Raw genomic sequence first — 20,808 nt, forward strand, 5'->3', positions numbered from 1 at the left:
GTGCGGCCGTTGGTCCAAACGGGTGCTCTCCGGACGCTGGGGGGTTGGGTCCCGTTCGGTGGACGTGTGTCCCACGGCGCGTCGCTCGTGCCGGGCGGTGCCACCGGAGAGCACAGAGCCGGTCCGGGACGCGGCAGCGCCCCGGACCGGGCCGGAGTTCGGCACGGGGCGTCAGTCGCGCGTGAGCTTGCGGCGTGTCACCGCGTGCGGACGGGCCGCGTCCGGGCCGAGCCGTTCGATCTTGTTCTTCTCGTAGGACTCGAAGTTCCCCTCGAACCAGTACCAGTTCGCGTCGTTCTCCCAGGCCAGGATGTGGGTGGCGACGCGGTCGAGGAACCAGCGGTCGTGGCTGGTGATGACGGCGCAGCCGGGGAAGTCCAGCAGCGCGTTCTCCAGTGAGCCGAGCGTGTCGACGTCCAGGTCGTTGGTGGGCTCGTCCAGCAGCAGCAGGTTGCCGCCCTGTTTGAGGGTCAGGGCGAGGTTCACCCGGTTGCGTTCGCCGCCGGAGAGAACGCGGGCCGGCTTCTGCTGGTCCGATCCCTTGAACCCGAACGCCGCGACGTAGGCCCGGCTGGGGATCTCCACGTTGCCCACCTGGATGTAGGTCTCACCGTCCGAGATTGTCTGCCAGACGTTCTTCTCGTCGTCGATCCCGGCACGGGACTGGTCCACGTAGGCGACCTGGACCGTGCTGCCGACGTCGATACTGCCCGAGTCGGGTTCCTCCTCGCCGACGAGCATCTTGAACAGTGTGGTCTTCCCGACGCCGTTGGGGCCGACCACGCCGACGATGCCGTTCGGCGGAAGGGAGAAGTCCAGGTTGTCGATGAGCAGCTGGCCGTCGAAGCCCTTGGTCAGCCCCTGGGCCTCCACCACGGTGTCGCCCAGCCGCGGGCCCGGCGGGATCTGGATCTCCTCGAAGTCCAGTTTGCGGGTCTTGTCGGCCTCCGCCGCCATCTCCTCGTAGCGCTGCAGGCGCGCCTTGTTCTTGGTCTGGCGTGCCTTGGCGTTGGAGCGCACCCACTCCAGCTCCTGCTGGATGCGCTTCTGCCGCTTCGCGTCGCGTTGGCCCTCGACCTTCAGGCGGGTCGCCTTGGTGTCGAGGTAGGTCGTGTAGTTGCCCTCGTAGGGGTAGAGGTTCCCGCGGTCCAGTTCCAGGATCCACGTGGCGACGTTGTCCAGGAAGTAGCGGTCGTGGGTGATCGCCACGATCGTGCCCGGGTAGTTCTCCAGGTGCTGTTCCAGCCACTGCACGCTCTCGGCGTCGAGATGGTTGGTGGGCTCGTCCAGCAGCAGCAGGTCAGGCTGTTCCAGCAACAGTCTGCACAGCGCCACACGGCGCTTCTCCCCGCCGGAGAGGGTCGACACGAGGGAATCGGGCGGCGGGCAGCGCAACGCGTCCATGGCCTGGTTGAGACGGCTGTCGATGTCCCACGCGCCGCGGTGGTCCAACTGTTCCTGGAGCTTGCCCATCTCCTCGAGCAGGCTCTCGGAGTAGTCGGTCGCCATCTTCTCCGCGACCTCGTTGAACCGCCGCAGCATCGCCTTGGTCTCGGCGACGCCGTCCTCGACGTTCTCCTGCACCGTCTTGTCCAGGTCGAGGGACGGTTCCTGGGAGAGCAGCCCGACGGTGTAGCCCGGCATGAGACGGGCCTCGCCGTTGGAGGGCTGCTCGACCCCGGCCATGATCTTCAGCAGCGAGGACTTCCCCGCTCCGTTGGGGCCTACCACGCCAATCTTCGCCCCGGGGATGAACGACCCCGAGACGTCGTCCAGGACGACTTTGTCGCCGTGCGCCTTACGCACGTTGCGCAAGCTGTATATGAACTCCGGCATGCTTCCCACCTTAGGTTGTCGGCGCAGGTGCCACGGCCATCGCGCGTTGCCCGCGTGGGGCGGGCCGTGGGTCGTGGCCGCGCCAGCGCCCTTCCGCCCGGAGGAGGGTGACGGCTACCCACCACCGCCCTCCTCCGGTCCGGCCACCGGCCAGACCTCCTCCAGCCACTGGGGAGTGAATCCCTTCCACGGGACGCCGAGCCGCAGGGCCTCACGGACCAGTCCCGCCATGGAGTAGTGCGGGTCGGCCTCCTGCACCATGGCCAGTGCGGCCTCGGCGAGCGCGATGTCGCGGCGGTTCCACGCGGCGACTGCGAGCAACGATCCAGGGGCCGGTACGTATTCCGGCTCCACACGCCGCACGACACACCGCCACAGCTGCAGCTGCGCTGCGACCTCCTCGGCGCTCCCCCCGATGTGGGCCCATGCCTCGTCGCGCACCCGGATGCACGTGAGTACGAGGCCGAGCCAGGCGACGTCCGCGGCCCGGGTGGGGAACTCGCCGTTGCGGGCTGCGGCGACAGCGGCCCGCACGGTTCGCACCCCGCTACGGCGGAGCTCCGTGCCGAACCGCTCCTCCCCCTCGGGAGCGTCCTCGTGGAACAGTCGTCCGCCGCGCCGCTCCGCCTCCCGTGTGGCGCGGCGGACGCGTTCCCGCTCGGGGCCGCGCACCGGTTCGAGGAAGGCGTTGATCTGGTGGAGGCCCGACCAGGCGGTGAGTCCGCTGGCGACGGCGGCCGCCGGTACGTGCGAGGAGTCCGGATCGTAGGCGGTTCCCGCCGGCGGACAGCATTCCGCGGAGTCGCACGTGTAGGACCAGTAGCGCCCCTCGGTGACCCGCAGCGCCTCCCGCACCGGAACCCCCGCCGAAGCGGCGCTTGCGCGTAGCGCGTCCACGCACGGGGTGACGCGCCGGGCGGTCCCGTATCCCACGATCAGCACCGCGTGGCACTGGGCGCGCAGCACCTCGGCGAGGGGATCCGTCTCCCGGTTCCCGGGTTCCGGGAGAGCGTCCTGGAGATCGCAGCGCAACGTCACGCGCAGCCTGTCCGAGGGGGCGCCGAGGCCGAGCACGACAGCCGTGTCGGCGGGGTGGTATCCGAGGATGTAGGGGACAGCGGCAATGATGTCGGTGGGCGTTCCGAGGGTGAGCGGGTGGGGAGCCGGTTCGGAGCTGCCGTTGGTGAGCATACCCTCACTTTCCGCAGTGCTGGCTGCTCCGGCAACGGTCGCTCGCGGATTGTGGACGGAGGGGACGCGGCGCTGCGTGGTCACGGTTCGTACAGTGAGGGCGGATGACCGCTCTTCTGGAGCTCCTCCCCGCCGCCGGAACGCTGCCCGGGGATCGTCGAGGGCCCGGTCACCGGCAGGCACACCCGGTTGCGGCCGTTGTCCTTCGCGCGGTACACGGCCAGGTCGGCCGCGGCGAGCAGACCCACCAGATCCTGGCCGTGCACGCTGAGCAGCGCCACCCCCACCGAGATGGTGACCGACACGCCGCTGTCCCCGGCGCGCATCCCCATCCTCCCCACCCGCGAGCGGAGGCGCTCTGCGGCACGGCAGGCCTCGGCCGTGTCGGCTCCGGGGAGCAGGGCCACGAACTCCTCCCCGCCGAACCGGCCGAGCGTGTCGGAGGAACGCAGCTGGTGGGTGAGCGTACTGGCCACGCTGAGCAGGACATGGTCGCCGAACAGGTGACCGTAGGTGTCGTTCACCCGTTTGAAGTGGTCGATGTCGATGATCAGCACGGCGGCCGAGCGCTGGTCCTGCACGGCACGGGACAGTTCCGCCTCGGCCACGTACTCCCATGTCGCGGCGTTGAGCAGTCCCGTCTTCGGGTCGGTGCGCGCGGCGGTCTGCAGCTGTTGGAACAGCAGGCTGCGCTGCAGCAGCAGGACCGGTGGCAGGGCGATGAGGAGGAACAGCGCCGACAGCGCGGACAGGATCGCGACGGTGATGCCGACACACAGTTCCACCCCGTCGATCATCACCGCCTCCCTGTCCCACAACAGCCGGTTCCACGAGGAGTGCACGGCGCTCACGTGCACGGCGACCGCCATGATCCCGGTGTTCAGCACGGTGAACACGGCGCAGCACAGCAGCGCCAGGAGCACGCCGGGACCGTCCACGAGCGACGTCGCCACGCTCTGCTGGGAGAGGACGAGGGCGGGGTACAGACCGTCGGCGAGGACCGCGTGGAACAGGAGCGAGGAGACGAACCCGGAGAGAGCGACGGAGGCCGCGTTGAACACCCTGCGGTGCACGACGGTGCGCCGGATACGGAGCTGCAGCAGCACGTACACCGGGATGGGGACCAGCAGCGAGTACATCGGAGGCAACAGGAGCACCGTGGGGAACCACCAGGCGCCGAGGAGGTCGCGGGTCAGCCCGGACGGGGGTCCCAGCCGGCGCATCGCCTCCACGCACAGTCCGGCTCCCAGCACCAGCGCGGCGAACGTGGTGATCTCCTCGGTCCGGACCGGGGTGACGGTCGCCGCCGCCGCGAGGAGCAGCACGACACCCCCGATCGCCGCGCCCACGAAGCAGATCAGCAGGCGCGACTGGTTGAACAGCGGCCAGCGCCGCAGCCAACATATCCATGGACGTTCACGGTCAGTCACGGGACATTGCGTCACCGCCACGTCGATCGCCCCCGCTCACACCCAGCATCTCGGTTGGATCACATTCAGTAATAGTTTAATCGCTAATTGTGTAGGGGTGGGGGTAAACCGCTACATTGAGGCTGGGGTCGATCCGTCCGGGACGGCCGAATCCGGCGCGCCGGAGAGACGGTCCGGCAGCGCAGACAGGGGAACAGTGCGGTGGCCGCGATCGGGACCGGCGGGGATGTCCTCCCAGACGCAGCCACCACCGTCCGCGATGAGTGGGAGGTTATATGTCCTCTGGTATCCAGTGGGTGTGACGAGCTCGTGCGCCTCCGGGGAGGGTGCGCCTTCCCGGAGGCCCGGGAACGGCGGGAGGAACGCAGGTCCCGAATCCCCCGCGCAGCGGTTGCCCGCGGCTACGTGCGCTTCGCCAACGCCGTTTCGAGAGCACTCGTGAATTCCCGGTAGCGCCCCAACTCGGCCTCCACCGGAGCGACGACCCGGTCCTCGGCGAGCGCCCGTACGTTCTCGGCACTGGTGCGCTCCGTGTACTCACGTTTCTGCGCGGCCGAGACCGAGACGATGTTCTGGCACCCGATGCCGATGAGCCATCCGACCGCCAGCGCCGCCGCCACGATGGCAACCGCGAAACCCACGAATACTGGATTGTCCAAAAAAGCGACGCCAGTGAAACCGCCGCCGACCCAGCTCGCGACCAGCAACGCGGACCACGCCAGTGCGCCGCCGCCGCAGACGACCAGCAGCTGCTGGAGTACGCGCACGATCCGCCACCACACCGGCGGTTCCTGCCGCTGTGGCAGCGCCCGCGCCACCGCGGCCCCCAACTCCGCGGGCAGGTCACCGCTGCTGTCCCGCGCCGCCGCGCGGACGCGCGCCGGCCACGGAGCGGGAAGCTCGGCACAGCTCTGGTCGGCGAACCCGAGGGTGGCGGACTCCACCTGGGACTCGTTCGCCTCCGCGAAGGAGGTCGGCGTGTCGTCGGGAGCCTCCCGCAGGAACCCCAACTGGGCTGACCTCAGCGGGTCGCGACGCAGGTAGCGCAGCCAGCGCGCGACCGGCCACCCCACGTGCCGCCGCCCGTTGCGTTCGTGGACGGTCTCCACCGACTCCGCGACAGCGGACGCTCCCGTGGCTTCCAGCAGGGCTGCGGACAACCGTTCCCGGGAACCGGCGGGCACCTCCGCCACGGCCTGCGCGTCACGGTACTGGGTGAACTCGGCGGCGACCCGGTCCAGGTCGGCCGCCAACCGGTCGATCAGGGCGCGGCGCTGGATGACCGTGTCCCGCAGCAGTTCCCGCAGCTCCCCGCCCCCCTGGCCGGTCAGCGTGGACGTGGTGAGCACCCGGGGCTGGGCCCCCGACTCGGTCTCCAGCAGCCGCCGCAGGTCGGTCAGGAGTTCTTCCAGCTCGTCCGGGTCGACCCGGTCAACCTGGTTCAGCACGGCGACGGTGACCGCGCCGTAGCCGGACATCTCCGCGAGGTAGCGGTGGTGCACCGCGGCGTCGGCGTACTTCTGCGGGTCGAGGACCCACACCAACAGGTCGACGGAGCCGATCAGCCGGTCGGACTCCGCCACGTGCACCGCCCGGACCGAGTCGTGGTCGGGCAGGTCCAGCAGGATCAGCCCGGCCAGGTCCGGTTCCGCGTCGTCCAGCTCGCTGGTTCGGGAGCGCCGGTTGCGCTGTGGCACACCGAGCCAGTCGAGGAGCTCGTGCGCTCCCTCCGTCCCCCAGACGCAGGCGTGGGCGGCCGACGTCGTCGGCCGGGTGATCCCGGTCCGGGAGAACTCGAGCTCGCACAACGCGTTGAACAGCGAGGACTTTCCGCTTCCGGTACCGCCCGCCAGGGCGACGACCGTGTGTTCCCCGGAGAGGCGCAGGCGGGCGCCGGCGTGGTCCAGAAGGTGGCGCGCGCTCTCCACCGTCTCGGAGGCGAAATCCTCCCGTCCGAGCTCGACCATGGTGGCCACCGCGTCCAGGCGGGTCATCAGTTCGGCACGCATCGCGTCCGTCAGGGGGGTCCGGCTCCCGGACTCCTCCCGCGGGTGCTCGTCCGTCTCCGGCTCGGGTGGCACGGCCGCGGATGCGGCGGGCGGGGCCGGTGGCTCGTCAGGCTCGCGGGCCCGTTCCCCGGATTCCTCAACGGCGGGACTGCCGTCCTCCACGGGGGCGCTGCGTTCCTCCCCGCTCTCTGGCGGCTGGGCGGCGCCCGCCTCGGGAGCGGGTTCGTACGCCGGCGGTGAGGTGCCCGCGCTGTTCCTGCGCCCGGCGATCACGGCGCTGTCGTCGACCGCGTCGACCAGGCTGCCCACCCAGCCGGCGAGATCGTCCGGATCGTCGGTGTCGTCCGAGTCCGCGGCCGGAGCGTGCGAGGGCGGCGCCGCGCTGTCGCGCCGGCCGGACTCGTCGTTGCCCTCCCGGTCCCCGGCGGGCTCGGCTTCCGTGCCGTTCACCTCGTGGTGCGGCGAACCGCTGTCGGGTTCGGCAGTGCCGTCCGACGCGGTGGCTCCGGGGGCGGGGTCCTCGGCGGTAGGCTCCGCCGGGCTCTCCCCGGTCCGGGGGAGCCAGCCCGCGTCCATCCGAGCGGTCCTGGGCAGGACGTAGCCGCGCCATCCCGCACCCGTGTTCGCAGTAGCGTCCATGCCGGGGTCGGACGTGGGAGCGCCGTTGGTTTCGGCCTCCGGTGCCGGTTCCGGGGTCCCGTCGCGCTCCGGCGGCGTAGCCGACGGTGCCCCGTCCGGTTCCTGCTCAGCATGAGCGGGATTCCGCTGAGTTGTCATCGCGCAATCTCAAGGTTGTACGTCGCTTGGTAGAGCTGGACGGCGTCGTCCTCGCCCGGGATCCTGGCGGCAGCCAGCGCCTCCGTGAAACGGCTCCGCTCCTCGTACAGCAGAGTGCCGATCCGCCGCAGCAGGTCCTCCCGCGCCATCGCGTCAATGTTACGCAGCGATTCGGCCCCGAACAGTCCGCGCAACAGCCGCTGCGGCGACGGTGTCGTCCGTCCCAGCGACTCCTGCACCGCCTCGTAGCCCAGCAGCTGGACCATGAGGACCAGAGTGAACGCGTTCTGGTCGAACGACACGAAGCGGGCCACCGAGCGCTTGGCCGCTCCGTCCGCGGAGACCATCTCCGTGACGCGTTTCTGCCATTCTGCCACTGCCCGGCGCACACGCTCGGAGAAGTCGGCGGCCACCGTGTCGCACGAGAAGCGTTCCACCAGTTGCCTTCCCCCGGCAACAGTATCCCACTGGCGGATGACTTCCTCCCCCGCGCGTTCGGCCACCGCGACGACCAGCGCCTCGAGGCTGTCCCGGATCGCCTCCTGCAGCGCGGCCACCCGCGGGTCCTCGGTCTGCTCGTCGGCGCCGGGGGACCTGCGTTTGCCGCGCGTGCGCAGCGTACGGGCGAGTACACCGCTCGCGGCGATGTCCTGCCAGCGGGCGAGGAGGGTGCCGCGCAGCAACGAACCGTCGTTGACCGCGGCGTCGGCGTTGCTGAGCGCTGTGGTGAAGGCGTCCTGTGCCGCGGAGTCGAGGGTCTGCCCCGCTTCCACCTGGGTCTCGACCTGTTTGGCCAGTTCCGGTACGCGGCTGCGGAAACTCTCGATCACACCGCGGAAGGTCCGCCGCGTCACCCGGTCCCGCTGGGCGAGTTCCCCCGTGACGTCGGCCAGGTAGTCACGGATGGCGTCCGCGGTGTTGGCGGTGAACCGCTCGCCCCGGATCTGGTCGGTCTCGGGGATGGCGAACCGGGCGGTGTTCCCCAGCCCGTTGGCTTCCAGCATCGCGTTGAAATGCTCGAGTAGCTGGCCGCGCCCCCGTTCCGGGACCCGGGACAACACCACCCCCAGTGAGGTGTTCCGGTCGCGTGCCACCTGGAGGAACTCCCACACCCGGGCGTCCGCGTACCTGCGGCTGGTCGTCACGAACAGCCACAGGTCCGCCGTGTCCAGGAACGTGGCGGCGAACTCGTGGTGGGCCGCCACGGCGGAGTCGACGTCCGGGGTGTCCAGTACGGCGATGCCCTGGGGCATGCACTCGCTGGGGGCCAGCACGAGCATGCCGTCCTTGCCGGGCATCGCCAGTCCCTGCTGACGCACCCGCGGGAAGGTGGGCAGGAAGAACGTCTCGCTGAACCAGTCCATGTCGGCGGGGTTGCACGCGAGGACGGGGCTGTTCGTCGTCGGCCTGCGCACCCCGGTCGTGGTGACCTGTTCCCCGACGAGGCTGTTGACGAGAGTGGACTTTCCCGCGCCGGTGGAACCGGCGACGGCGATCAGCAACGGTGTGTCGGGATTGCGGACCCGGGGCAGCACGTAGTCGTCCAGCTGGTGCAGGATGTCGTTGCGTGCCGTACGCCCCTCCTCCGCACCGGGAAGACCGTCGGCGAACTCGACGCTTCGCACCCGTTCCCGCAGGGCGTCCAGGACCTGTTCGAACCGCTGCTCGCCGGAGTCCGCCCGGTAGCGCGCCCCGTCGGAGTCCGCGAACGATCCCGTCGAGGAGCGGGCACGCTCGTGCCGCCCCGGTCCGGTTCCCGAGGCGGGAAGATCCTCACCCGAGACTCCGTCACCGCCCTCGTGGTTCCCCGTCACTTCCGGCGTGGCAGGCGGCCGGGACATAGCGCTTCCGCCCTTCCTCTCGGTCGTTCTGATCACAAAACCCGGTTCTCCCCCAGGGCTGTACCGCCGGTGGTCACGTCCCCAGCCGACGTGTTCGTTCCTCCCCGCCCCTCCTGGAGCATGCCGAGCTCCGTGGCTACGTTTACCACGTCTCCGACGATAACGACGGCCGGCGGCCTGACCTCAGCCTCGTTCATCACCTGCTGGGCCGTCGCCAGCGTCGCTGTCACCGTACGTTGTGTGGGCAGCGTAGCGTCCTGCACCGCCGCGACGGGTGTCTGCGGGTCGCGCCCGTGCTCGACCAGGGTCGCGGCGATCGCGCCGACATGGCGCACCCCCATGAGCGCCACGATGGTTCCGGTGGAACGGCCCAACCCTTCCCAGTCGATGGTGGAACGCTCGTCGTCGGGGGCCACGTGCGCCGAGACGACGTGCACGTCCTGCGTCACACCGCGGTGCGTCGGCGGGATCCCCGCGCTGGCGGGCGCGGCGAGGGCGCTGGTCACACCGGGGACGACGGTCACCGGGACGCCGGCGGCGGCGCAGGCGGCCGCCTCCTCCCCGCCCCGGCCGAAGACGAAGGAGTCGCCGCCCTTGAGGCGCACGGCGAACTTACCGGATCGAGCGCGCTCGATCAGTACGCGGTTGATGTCCTCCTGGGTCATCGAACGGCCGTAGGGGATCTTCGCGGCGTCGATGATCTCCACGTCGGCCGGCAGGTGGTCGAGCAGGGAGGTCGGCGCGAGCCGGTCCACCACCACCACGTCAGCCTGGGAGAGCAGTTGCCGGCCGCGCACGGTGATGAGGCCGGGGTCCCCGGGACCGCCCCCCACCAGGGCCACGCCCCGCAGCGGTTCGCGGCCGCGCCGTGCGTCCAGGAGGCCGTCGGCGAGACCGTCGGTGATCGTGTCCCGCAGTCCGGCGGCACGGCGCGGATCCCCGTCGGCGACCACCCCCACGGTGACTCCGGAGGCACTTCCGCTCGCTGGCGTCCACGCGCTGGAGGCGTGCCGGTCGTCCGCCCGCACGCACCACAGGTGAGCCTCCTCGGCTTCCTGGGCGACGGCGGCGTTGATCTCCGGGTGGTCGGTCGCCACGTGTACCAGCCAGAAATCGCCGAGCTCGCGTCCGCGGACGTCGCCCTCCGCGAACGCCCGCCGGTGCCAGGTGATGCGCCCGGCGTCGGCGAGTCCCTCCAGTGTCGCTGTGACCTCGGGAGCGATGAGCGTGACGTGGGCTCCCGACTCCAGCAGCATGGGCACCCGGCGCTGGGCGACCCGCCCACCGCCGACGACGAGGACATCCCTCCCCTGTAGGCGCAAACCGAGAAGATACGTCACCGAGCCTGTCCTCCAGATCCCTGTGAGTGGCCCCGCGCCGGAATCCGCGGCCGCCGGACCGGGAACTCCCGGTGCGGCCGCGGCCGGCGACGGCCCACGTTGGTCGTGCGCTCCCGCCCCTCGGTCACGAGGGAAGGGGCACCCCTGACTGAGAAAATACCGTGTCAAACCGGAACGCGCTCGTGTTATGCCGCATAACCGTACGGTTTCCGGACTTTCGAACCGTGTGTCAGCCGGACTCCGGACCACTGTCGCGTTCCGCCACCCCGGCGGAGTCGAACGTCGCGACGTCCCGCAGCGCCCGCACCGCGCTCTGCACGAGAGGAAGCGCCAGCAGCGCACCGGACCCCTCCCCCACGCGCAGGTCGAGGTCGACCATCGGACGCAGCCCGAGGTGGTCCAGGGCCGTGGCGTGTCCGGGCTCGGTCGACCGGTGTCCCGCGATACACGCGTGTGTGACCTGCGGCTCCAGTGCCGCGGCCGCCAGCGCCGCCGCTCCCGCGATCACTCCGTCCAGCAGTACCGGAACCCGCAACGCGGCGGCACCCACGATGAAGCCGGCGAGGGCGGCGTGTTCCAGACCGCCCACAGCCGCCAGGGTCCCCACCGGATCGGACGGGTCGGTCCTGTTGACTGCCAGCGCCCTGCGCACGACGCCGGTCTTGTGTTCCTGGACGCTCGGGTCCACACCGGTCCCGCTCCCCGTGATACCGGCCGGGTCCGCCCCGGTGAAGGCGGACACGAGGGCCGCCGAGGAGGTGGTGTTGGCTATTCCCATGTCCCCGGTGAGCAGGCAGCGGTTCCCCGCGGAGACGAGGTCGCGTGCGACCTCCACCCCGGCCTCGAGCGCGCTGTTGGCCTGCGACCGGGTCATCGCCGGCCCCTGGGAGATGTCCGCCGTCCCCCGGGCAACCTTGCGTGGCAACAGTCCCGGAACCGAGGGCAGGTCGCCCGCGACCCCCACGTCCACGACGGTGACCTCGGCACCGGCCTGGGCGGCGAACGCGTTGACCACCGCACCCTCGTCGAGGAAGTTCCGCACCATCTGGGCGGTGACGTCCTGGGGCCAGTCGGTAACCCCCTGGGCGTGCACCCCGTGGTCGCCGGCGAACACCGCGACCGCCGCCGGTTCGGGGATCGGCGGCGGGCACTCGCCCGCGAGCCCGCACAACTGGGTCGCGACGTCCTCCAGCACCCCCAGGGAGCCCGGTGGTTTGGTCATCCGCGACTGCCGCTGCGCGGCCGCGGCGGCCGCGGCCTGGTCGGGGGGGCCGATGGCGGCGATCGTCTCCTCCAGCAGGCTCGTCGGTTCCTCGCCGGGAAGTCCGCGCTTGCCGTAGCTCTCCCGGTGCACGGCCCACGACAGCGGCCGTCGTTGCGCCCATCCCCCCATGGCGAGCTCGGGCTCCGGAGCGAACCGTTCGACGTAGCCCACGCACAGGTAGGCCACGACCTCCAGATGATCCGGGAGGTCAAGGGTGTGGGCGAGGTCGCGCTCCGCGAAGAAGCTCACCCATCCCACACCGAGCCCCTCGGCCCGCGCCGCCAACCACAGGTTCTGCACGGCCAGCGCCGTGGAGTACACGCCGGTCTGGGGCTGCACGTGCCTGCCGAGAGTGTGCTTGCCGCCCCGGGTCCGGTCGGCGGTCACCGCTATGTTGAGAGGGGTCTCCAGGATCGCCTCGATCTTGAGGTTGGAGAACGCGCGGGCCCGGGCCCCCGGAAGGTCGCGCGCGTAGGCGTCGCTCTGCTCCGCGGCGAGTTCCCGCACCCGGGAACGCACCTCCCGGTCCTGGATGAGGACGAAGTCCCACGGTTGGGAGAAACCCACCGACGGCGCACGGTGGGCCGCGCTGAGCACGCGGGTCAGCACGTCGTCGGGAACCGGGTCGGGACGGAACCCCGAGCGCACGTCACGGCGCTGCCGGATGGCGCGGTAGACCGCCTCGCGCTCGGCCTCGGTGTAGGCGTTCGGGTCGACCTCCCCCTCAGGGACCGCCTCCGCCGAGGGGCGGGGGGCGGGATCCGGCCGGTGTTCCTCCTCGGGGGGCCCCTCCGTGTCATGGTCCCCGCCGACCACGGGGGCGGGCTCCGTCGGCTCCGCCGGCGCGGCCGGGGTCTCCTGCGGGGGCGCGGCGCCGCGGCCGGGCTCGGGCAACCCCTCCAGCAGACCTCCGGCCGGGGACGCGCGGCCGCCGGAACCCGCCGCGGTCCCCTCGGTGTCGGCGGGTGCGCCGCCGCGGTGCTGTCCGCGTCCGTTGGCGGTCATGCGCACCCCCCAAGTTCGCGTGTGGCTGCGTTCAACACGTTGTCTCCCTCATCGTCGTGGAGCAGGTGCGCCAGCGTCCGCACGAGCCGCCGGGAGCTCTCCTGGTCCCGGACGGCGACACGCGACCACTGCGGCCCCAGGCCGGGGAACGTGTCCCCGCGCCGCACGGCGATCCCGTTCTCGCGCAGCCGGTGGCGGAGCACCTCCCCTTCCGGGGACCGGACCAGCAGGAACGACGCCGCGGCACGGGGGGTGACCTCCAGACCGAGCTTCGCCAGTGCCCGGGCGAGAGCCGCGCGTCGCACCGCGAGCTCCCGGGCCCACGCGTCGGCCTCGGCGACGGCCTCCGGGGCGCAGCACGCTTCCGTCGCCACCAGCGCGGGAGTGGAAACCGACCACAGGGGCTGGAGGTCTGCCATCCGCCGCACCAGTTCCGGAGGGGCCAGTACGTAGCCGGCGCGCAACCCGGCGAGACCCCACGTCTTGGTGAGGCTGCGCACCACGACGAGGCCCGGGAGGTCGCCACGACCGGCAAGGGACTCCGGTTCACCTGCCACACAGTCGGCGAAGGCCTCGTCGACCACCAGCGTCCGTCCCGGACGGGACAGCTCGGCCAGGGTCGCGGCCGGGTGCAGCACCGAGGTGGGGTTGGTGGGGTTTCCCACCATGACCAGATCGGCGTCGGCCGGGACGTCCTCCGGGTCCAGCACGAAGTCGGGCGGCAGCACCACCCGCTCCACCTGGTGTCCGGCGGCGGTCAGCGCCGCCTCCGGCTCGGTGAACTGGGGGTGGACCACGACCGGCCGCCGCGGTCGTGACACGCGCGCCAGCAGCACGAACGCCTCGGCGGCCCCCGCGGTCAGCAGGACCTCCTCCGGAGGGCGGCGGTGGCGGGACGCGACCGCGGCGCGGGCAGCGGTCGCGTCCGGGTAGGCCGCCAACCCGGCGACGGAGTCGCGGAGCCGCTGGGCCAGCCACGGGGGCGGGGTACCGCCGCGCACGTTGACGGCGAAGTCCGACAGGCCGGGCCCGGTCTCGGCGTCACCGTGGTGGCGCAGGTCCGGCTCGTGTTGCTCCGGCACCTCAGTGTCCATGACCGTGCCCGTGACCGTGTCCGTGCCCGTGGGCGGGGTCGTCGGGATGGTGGTGGGGGGTCTGCGGCTCGCCGACCTTGCTCTCGAACCCGGGGAACGCCGCACGGTACACGCAGGTGTCGCAGTTCATCCGGATGTCTCCGGCGAGAGCCTCGTCGTAGCGTTCCACGATCATGTCGGCCAGCTCGTCGCAGTCACCGATCACGGGAGCGCACCGGATGTCCATGTCGGTGTGCTGCGTCGCGAACTCCACCGACTGGTCCACCACGCGGTCCGGCAGGATCCCGGAGAACAGGAAGTACGGCAGCACTACCACCCGACGCGTCCCGAGCCGGCGCAGCCGCTCCAGCCCCTCGGGCACGCTCGGCCAGGCGAGCGAGATGAACGCGGGCTCGACGGAGGCGATCCCGCGCTGTTTGGCGTGGCCCTCCTGGAACAACCGCGCCACCTTGCACACCTCGGCGTTGGCGTCCGGGTCGGTGGATCCCCGACCGACCAGCAGAACCGCGGTGTCGCCGGACTCGGCGAGGTCGTCGGCAGAGGCGTCCAGCACCTCGTCCAGGCGCTGCGCCAGCAGGCCGAGCATCGTGCGGTGGGGCCCCAGCGGACGCCCATAGGCGTAGCTGAACCCCTCGTGGCGTTCCTTCTCCCGGGCCAGCGCGCCCGGGATGTCGCCCTTGGCGTGCCCAGCCGCCACCAGCATCATCGGCACCGCCACCACCCGGCGGTGCCCGTTGCGGTACAACTCCTCGACCGCGTCGGTGAGCGGGGGCGGGGAGAGCTCGATAAAGCCGCCGGCGACCTCGCGGTCGTCGAGCCGGCGGGACAGCCGGTCGACGAACGCCGTGAAGTCGGACACGCCCTTGTCGTCGCGGGTTCCGTGTCCGACCAGCAGCAACGGGGGTTTCATGGTGTCCTTTCTGGGGTTCATGGGGTGGGGCCGTACAGCAGGGCGTTCACCGCGGCCGCCGCCACGGCCGAGCCCCCTTTCTCCGAGGTGTTACTGACCTGCGGAAGGCCACTGTCACGCAGCGCCTGTTTGGACTCGGCCGCACCGACGAAACCGACGGGAAGGCCGATGACCAGTGCGGGGTCGACCTGGTGGGCGATGATCTCCTCCAGCGCCGTGGGGGCGCACCCGACCGCCCAGACCGCTCCCGGCCCGACCTCGGCGTGGGCCGTGCGGACCGCGGCGGCCGAGCGGGTGATCCCGGCGTCCCGGGCCAGCCGGGCCGCCCGCGGGTCGGAGATGTGGCAGACGCAGGAACGCGCCGTGACACCGGAAGCCACCATCGCGACGTCGGTCACGACCGGGGCCCCGTCCGCCAGCAGCGCACCGGCGCGCTCCACGGCTGTGTCGTCCATCACCAGGTCCCCGGCGTACTCCAGATCGGCAGTGGCGTGGATCACGCGTTCGGCGACCGCCCGGCTCAGGCGCGGCAGGTGCTCCAGATCGACCCGGGAACGCAGGATGCGGTAGGACTCCACCTCGATCGGGTGGATGTTGCGGTTCATGTCGCGTGTGTCCCCTTCGGTTCCGGTGTTGTGCGCGCCGCGCCTCCCAGGTCCTGTCCGGTGGGCGCCCGCCGCGCCGCACGACGCCCCGGCACCGCCCGGCGGCGTTCCCGTCGGTCGGCAGAGAGCCCGCTCCGCCTCCCTTCTCGGCCTTGCCAGCGCGGCGCTGGACACGTCGCTCGTCACGGATGGCGTCCACCGAACAGGGCCTAGCCGACCTCGATGATCGCGTCGGCTGGGCAGATCTCGACGCACTCCATGCAGCCGGTGCACAACTCGGCGAGGATGTCCAACGGCTGGCCGTGCGGGCGGATGGCGTGCTCCGGGCAGGTCAGCAGGCACGCCCCGCATCCGGTGCACGCCGATGTTACGGCGACCGGCGCCCTCTCCGCCCGGTCGGACACATCACCCTCCCCTACGGCAGTACCGACGTCTCGGATCTGTGGCTGCGCCCGGATAGCGTACACGCCCTTCCGAGCCCCGCCGCGGGGGTGGGTCCGTGTTCTGCGGTTTCGCGCCGCTGTGGCAGCTGTTGCGCTCCGAGTCCGGACCCCGTTTCCGGGGCGCGGGACATGGTTGGCTACTGTGGGCCGTTGCGAAGTGCACGTATCGCACGTACCTTCGACAGGTCGTGGTGTTCGGGAAGTCCGGTGCGAAACCGGCGCGGCCCTCGCCACTGTGAACGGGAAGCTCGGCGCCCCGCTCCGCCGCTGCCAGCGGACGGAACGGAGAGGAGCCACTGGGGACGTCCCGCGGGACACGCCCTGGGAAGGCCGGCGGCGGGCGGTGTGACCCGCAAGCCAGGAGACCGGCCACGACCGCGCGATGACCGTCCACGAGGTGTTGGAGAGGGTCGGCCGGCATGCATATCGCCGAAGGCTTTCTGCCCTGGCAGCACGCGGCGGCGTGGACCGCCGCCTCTGCCCCGTTCGTCATTCACGGAGTTCGTTCGCTCACCCGGACCGTGCGCGCTGATCCGGACGCGAAACTCCTCCTCGGCGCCTCCGGCGCGTTCTGCTTCGTCCTGTCCGCGCTGAAGATCCCGTCCGTGACCGGGAGCTGCTCGCATCCCACGGGCACCGGGTTGGGAGCGATGCTCTTCCGTCCCCCCGTCATGGCGGCCCTGGGCACCGTCACCCTGCTGTTCCAGGCCCTGCTGCTGGCGCACGGCGGGCTCACCACGCTCGGCGCCAACGTGTTCTCCATGGCCGTGGTGGGGCCGTGGGTCGGCTACGGCGCCTACCGGCTGGTCCGCGCCGTGAGCTCGGCCCTCCCCGAGATGACCTCACTGGGGTTGGCCGTGTTCTCCGGTGCCTTCCTGGCGAGCCTGAGCACGTACTCGGTGACCAGCCTGCAACTCGCCCTGGCGTTCCCGGACCCCAGCAGCGGCGTCCTGGGAGCGTTCGTCAAGTTCGGGTCCATCTTCTCGGTCACCCAGCTCCCGCTGGCGGCCATCGAGGGACTGGTGACCGTGATCATCGTCCGGCTGCTGACCACGGCGAGCCGCAGCGAACTGCTCAACCTCGGCGTACTGCGGCGGGGCGGCACCAGCGCCGCCGGTCAGCCGACCGAGGACTCCCGCAGCGGAAAGGCGGTGTGAAGGATGTCGCAGGAACGGACCACCGGCCGACCGACCCCCGTCCCCCGGACCTGGACCACCTGGCTGATGGTGTTCGGCGTGGCGGCACTGGTCGTGCTGCCCCTGGTGATCGGCGCCGGGGACCATCTCGCGGAGCCGTTCGGTGGCGCGGACGGCCAGGCGGAGGAGACGGCCACCGAGATCAACCCGGACTACGAGCCGTGGTTCACGCCGCTGTACGAGGCCCCGTCGGGGGAGATCGAGTCGGGGCTGTTCGCGCTGCAGGCCGCTGTCGGTGCCGGCGTCATCGGGTACTACTTCGGCGTGGCGCGCACCCGCTCCCGGATGCGCCGCGCTTCCGCCACGGACACGACCGACGGGGCCTCCCGCGAACGGGCCGCACCCGCCGACGACACCCCCGACACACACCACTGACCCGGGGCCGGGATGCTCGCGATCGACGCGGCCGCCTACCGCAGCCCGTGGCGCCGTACGCATCCCGCGGTGAAGGGTGCCCTGTGCGGCGGCCTGCTGGTCTGCGCGCTCTCCCTGCCGGTGTGGCCGGGAGCGGCCCTCACCACGGTCGCCGCGCTGGGATTGGCGTTCGGCCCCGCCCGGGTGAACCCGAGGACGTTCGCGCGGGTGGCGGCCCCCGCGCTCGTGTTCATCCTCACGGGTGCGGCGACGCTGCTGGTCAGCGTCGGCGGAGAGAGTGCCCCGGTGGCGTGGGACCCGCACGGCTGGCACCGGGCGCTGGAGATCAGCGGCCGCGCCTCGGCCGCACTGTGGTGCCAGCTGCTGTTCGCGTTCACCACGCCGTTGGCGGAACTGTTACCGCGGCTGAGCCGGATCGGGGTACCCAGCGCCCTGGTCGAGGTCGTGGCGCTGATCTACCGCATGGTGTTCGTCACGCTCGACACGGCGCACCGCATCGGGACGGGTCAGGCCGGACGGTTGGGCTACGCGAGCCGGCGCGCGTGGATACGGTCCGTGGGCAGCCTCGGCGGTACCCTGTTCCTGCGCTCCTACGACCGGGCGCAGCGGATGCAGCGCGGGTTGGAGTGCCGTGGTTACACCGGCGAGCTCACCGTCCTGCTCGAGGAGATCCCGTTGCGTTGGAGGGCGCTGTCCGCCGCCGCGGCGGTCCCGCTCACCGTTGCCGCCGCAACCCTTTGCTACGGAGTACTCCTTTGACCGCCGCCGAACACCGCCCCACCACCGGGGCGGCCACCCCCGACCCCGTCCTCGCCGGTCACGACCTGGCGTTCGGCTACGACCCGGACGAAGCCCCCGTGTTCTCCCGGCTCAGCGTGGAGGTCCATCCCGGTGAGGTTCTCGCGGTGCTGGGCCCCAACGGCGGCGGGAAGACCACACTGCTGCGGCTGCTGGCCGGCAGCCTGACCCCGCGTTCCGGCACGGTCAGTGTCGAGGGGAGCGCGGTGCGGTGGAACAGGCGCGGTGTCAACGAGCTGCGGCGCCGGGTCCAACTCGTGTTCCAGGACCCCGACGACCAGCTGTTCTCCGCCAGCGTCACCCAGGATGTCTCGTTCGGGCCGCTGAACCAGGGGTTGGACCGGGAGACGGTGCGCTCCCGGGTCGCCTGGGCCCTGGAGGAGCTCGGTATCACGGAACTGGCGGAGCACCCCACCCACCTGCTCTCCTACGGTCAGCGCAAACGGGTCGTGCTGGCGGGCGCCGTGGCGATGCTCCCGTCGGTCCTGATCCTGGACGAGCCCACAGCGGGCCTCGACCCCGCAGGGGTGGAGTCACTGCTGGAAACCCTGGAGGGGCTGCGCCGGTCGGGAACCACGTTGGTGGTCTCCACCCACGACGTCGACCTCGCCTACCGGTGGGCGGAACGGGCGCTGCTCCTCAACGGGGGGACGCTGGGGTGCGGCCCGGTAGCCGACGTCCTCGGCGACCCGGAGCTCGTCGCCGCCGCCCGGCTGCGACCCGCCTGGGGGCCGGCTGCCGGGAAGGCGCTGCGGTCGGTCGGGCTCCTCGCCCCCGACGCGCCCGACCCCGCCACCGCCGACGAGGTGGCGGCGCTGCTCCGGCACTGACCCGGCCCTCCGGTACCGGGCCCGGCGCGCCGCTCGTGCGACGGCCGGGCCACCGGGAGCGCGCCCTACCTCCAGGTGTAGCCGCGCGGCGTGACGATCCGGCCGGCCACGTTGCGGCTGGCCGAACTGCCCACGACCACGACGGTGAGCATGTCCACGGCGTCGGCGCCGCCGTCGAGCATCCGCGCCAGCGTCGTGACCGTGGCGCGTTCGTCACTGCGGGAGACCTCGCGCACATGGCCGACGGGCGTGTCCGCGGGCCGGTGCTCGGCGAGGATCTCCAGCGCCCGCGGTAGCTGCCAGTCGCGTTTGGCGCTGCGGGGGTTGTAGAAGCACACGGTGAAGTCCCCGTCGGCGGCGGCGCGCACCCGACGTTCGATCGCTTCCCACGGTGTGTGCAGGTCGGACAGGGAAATGTAGACGTGGTCGTGCCCCAGTGGGGCACCGAGCAGGTTGGAGGCCGCCGCCGCCGCGGTGACCCCCGGAACCCCCACCACGTCGATGTCGGGGCCGGCGAAGTCCAGTGCTGGGCTGGCCATGGCGTACACTCCCGCGTCGCCCGAACCGATCAGGGCAACGGCGGCTCCGGAGCGCGCCTCCGCCACAGCGCTGCGGGCGCGTTCCTCCTCCTGCCCGAGGCCGCTGGAACACACGCGCGTACCCGGCCGCAGAAGGTCGCCCACCTGCTCCAGGTACTGGTCCAGCCCCACGACGACCGACGCCCGCTGGAGTTCGGCGACGGCGCGGGGGGTGGTGAGGTCGCGCGCACCGGGGCCCAGGCCGATGACGGCCAGCCGGCCGCGCGGCTGCAGCCGCGCGACGGCCGCGGTGGCGTTGTCGGACTTGCGTTTGGCGGCCACGAGTTCGGCGCCGCTTCCGGCTTCCGCCGCCGCCCGCAACGCGGCCGCCTCGGCGACACTGGGCGTTCCGACCTCCTCGCGCACCGTCTCGCTGGGCGTGGGGACCTCGACACTGTCGAGCTGGTGGGCCGGGTAGGTGAGCACCTCCCAGCCGCGCTCGCGGGCAGCGCTCAGGATGCCTTCCTCGTCCGCCTTGAGGTCGAGCGTCGCCACCGCACGTACCGCCTCGGGTGCGAGCCCGCTGTCCGCCAGGGCACTGTCGAGGAGGGCTCCCACCTCCTCCGCGGCGACGCCCCGGGCGGCTCCCACACCGACCACCAGCGAGGGCGGGTGGTAGGTCACCGTCGGCGGGGTGTCGGGGACGGTGCCGGCCCGGTCGGTGACCCGGATGACCGCGGCGCAGTCGTTGGCCGCCACGTCGGCCGCGGCGTTGTCGGGGAGCGGAGGCAGCGGCCAGTCGCCGGTTCCCTCCAATCGGACCGGCTCCCCGGACAGGAGCGCGGCTCCGGCCCTGGCCAGCGGCGCGTCCGCCGCGACGCGGAACCCGAGGTCGGCACCGTAGGAGTCGAGCGGTGTAGCCGCGACCGTGTCACTGGCCGTGGTGACCACCGGCCGGGAGCCCAGCACCTCGGAGACCCGGCGAGCCAGGTCGTTGGCGCCGTGGTGTCCGCCGAGGACGGCGACGGCGTGCTCCAGGGACTCGTCGACGCACACCACCGGCGGGTCGGTGTGCTTGTCGCCCAGCAGCGGGGCGAGAAGGCGCACGGTGGCGCCCACCGCGAGGAAGCTCACCACCGCCGTGTTCCCGGAGAAGGCGCTGCGCAGGGCCTCGGCCGGGCTGTCTGCGGCGACGACGCGCACCTCCCGGGGCCAGGCCGCTGCCAGCCGGTCCGCGGCCCTGCGGCCGCGCGCGGTCGCGGCGATCACGCCGATGTCACTCATCGCGTTGCTGGCGTGTTCCGTGTCGTGACGGAGGGGCACGCCGTCCTCCTTTCGGTTGTGGC

16 protein-coding genes and 1 riboswitch are annotated in these 20,808 nt (G+C 71.8%); of the genes, 4 read left to right on the top strand and 12 right to left on the bottom strand.

The genetic code is table 11. The features are described 5' to 3' along the window. Positions 1 to 171: 171 nt before the first annotated feature. From ettA to FHX37_RS11560, 11 genes are all read right to left on the bottom strand, one after another. Positions 172 to 1,836, bottom strand: coding sequence for an energy-dependent translational throttle protein EttA (gene ettA / locus FHX37_RS11510; protein ID WP_141923894.1), 1,665 nt, complete (start codon positions 1,834 to 1,836; stop codon positions 172 to 174). A gap of 114 nt (positions 1,837 to 1,950) precedes the next feature. Beyond that, positions 1,951 to 3,027 (bottom strand): DUF4192 domain-containing protein, encoded by a 1,077-nt coding sequence (locus FHX37_RS11515; RefSeq protein WP_141923895.1) that lies wholly within the window; start codon positions 3,025 to 3,027, stop codon positions 1,951 to 1,953. 80 nt (positions 3,028 to 3,107) lie between these two features. Beyond that, a complete protein-coding gene (locus FHX37_RS11520) occupies positions 3,108 to 4,478 on the bottom strand; it encodes a GGDEF domain-containing protein (protein WP_141923896.1) in 1,371 nt (456 codons plus the stop codon). Positions 4,479 to 4,858: 380 nt separating this feature from the next. After that, positions 4,859 to 7,243: a YfjP family GTPase gene (locus tag FHX37_RS11525; protein ID WP_141923897.1), complete on the bottom strand. Its 2,385-nt coding sequence runs from the start codon at positions 7,241 to 7,243 to the stop codon at positions 4,859 to 4,861. Beyond that, the gene (locus tag FHX37_RS11530) at positions 7,240 to 9,084 is read right to left on the bottom strand and encodes a GTPase (protein WP_141923898.1); all 1,845 of its coding nucleotides are present in this window, start codon (positions 9,082 to 9,084) and stop codon (positions 7,240 to 7,242) included. Before FHX37_RS11530 ends, FHX37_RS11525 begins: the two co-directional genes overlap by 4 nt. A gap of 32 nt (positions 9,085 to 9,116) precedes the next feature. Continuing rightward, complete coding sequence (gene cobA / locus FHX37_RS11535) at positions 9,117 to 10,424, bottom strand: uroporphyrinogen-III C-methyltransferase (protein ID WP_141923899.1); 1,308 nt, start codon at positions 10,422 to 10,424, stop codon at positions 9,117 to 9,119. A gap of 229 nt (positions 10,425 to 10,653) precedes the next feature. Continuing rightward, positions 10,654 to 12,693, bottom strand: coding sequence for a nicotinate-nucleotide--dimethylbenzimidazole phosphoribosyltransferase (cobT, locus tag FHX37_RS11540; protein ID WP_141923900.1), 2,040 nt, complete (start codon positions 12,691 to 12,693; stop codon positions 10,654 to 10,656). Continuing rightward, entirely contained in the window at positions 12,690 to 13,787 is a 1,098-nt protein-coding gene (gene cobC / locus FHX37_RS11545; protein ID WP_141923901.1) for an Rv2231c family pyridoxal phosphate-dependent protein CobC, read from the bottom strand. The genes cobT and cobC overlap by 4 nt, the downstream gene beginning before the upstream one ends. Continuing rightward, positions 13,777 to 14,718, bottom strand: a complete 942-nt coding sequence (locus FHX37_RS11550) for a sirohydrochlorin chelatase (RefSeq protein ID WP_246062250.1) — start codon at positions 14,716 to 14,718, stop codon at positions 13,777 to 13,779. Before FHX37_RS11550 ends, cobC begins: the two co-directional genes overlap by 11 nt. After that, positions 14,715 to 15,302, bottom strand: a complete 588-nt coding sequence (locus tag FHX37_RS11555; protein ID WP_141923902.1) for a precorrin-8X methylmutase — start codon at positions 15,300 to 15,302, stop codon at positions 14,715 to 14,717. Before FHX37_RS11555 ends, FHX37_RS11550 begins: the two co-directional genes overlap by 4 nt. A 209-nt stretch (positions 15,303 to 15,511) precedes the next feature. After that, positions 15,512 to 15,706: an indolepyruvate ferredoxin oxidoreductase subunit alpha gene (locus tag FHX37_RS11560; RefSeq protein WP_141923903.1), complete on the bottom strand. Its 195-nt coding sequence runs from the start codon at positions 15,704 to 15,706 to the stop codon at positions 15,512 to 15,514. A 211-nt stretch (positions 15,707 to 15,917) separates the two neighbouring features. Next, a riboswitch (cobalamin riboswitch) is annotated at positions 15,918 to 16,133 on the top strand. A gap of 31 nt (positions 16,134 to 16,164) precedes the next feature. Between FHX37_RS11560 and FHX37_RS11565 the strand changes: the two genes are divergently transcribed. From FHX37_RS11565 to FHX37_RS11580, 4 genes are read left to right on the top strand one after another with little or no spacing between them, the layout of a single operon-like run. Next, the gene (locus FHX37_RS11565; protein ID WP_141923904.1) at positions 16,165 to 16,902 is read left to right on the top strand and encodes an energy-coupling factor ABC transporter permease; all 738 of its coding nucleotides are present in this window, start codon (positions 16,165 to 16,167) and stop codon (positions 16,900 to 16,902) included. Between the two features lie 3 nt (positions 16,903 to 16,905). Next, positions 16,906 to 17,316, top strand: a complete 411-nt coding sequence (locus FHX37_RS11570; protein ID WP_141923905.1) for an energy-coupling factor ABC transporter substrate-binding protein — start codon at positions 16,906 to 16,908, stop codon at positions 17,314 to 17,316. 12 nt (positions 17,317 to 17,328) lie between these two features. Further along, positions 17,329 to 18,075 carry a cobalt ECF transporter T component CbiQ gene (cbiQ, locus tag FHX37_RS11575; protein WP_141923906.1) on the top strand — a complete coding sequence of 249 codons (747 nt, stop codon included), beginning with the start codon at positions 17,329 to 17,331 and terminating at the stop codon, positions 18,073 to 18,075. Then, positions 18,072 to 18,944, top strand: a complete 873-nt coding sequence (locus tag FHX37_RS11580) for an energy-coupling factor ABC transporter ATP-binding protein (RefSeq protein WP_141923907.1) — start codon at positions 18,072 to 18,074, stop codon at positions 18,942 to 18,944. The genes cbiQ and FHX37_RS11580 overlap by 4 nt, the downstream gene beginning before the upstream one ends. A 65-nt stretch (positions 18,945 to 19,009) precedes the next feature. Here the strand turns inward: FHX37_RS11580 and cobJ are convergent, their stop codons facing one another. Further along, on the bottom strand, positions 19,010 to 20,785 hold the full coding sequence (gene cobJ, locus FHX37_RS11585) for a precorrin-3B C(17)-methyltransferase (RefSeq protein ID WP_246062251.1): 1,776 nt from the start codon (positions 20,783 to 20,785) through the stop codon (positions 19,010 to 19,012). Between the last annotated feature and the right edge of the window lie 23 nt (positions 20,786 to 20,808).

The sequence above is a fragment of the Haloactinospora alba genome (assembly GCF_006717075.1).
In the GTDB taxonomy this organism is placed as follows: Bacteria; Actinomycetota; Actinomycetes; order Streptosporangiales; family Streptosporangiaceae; genus Haloactinospora; species Haloactinospora alba.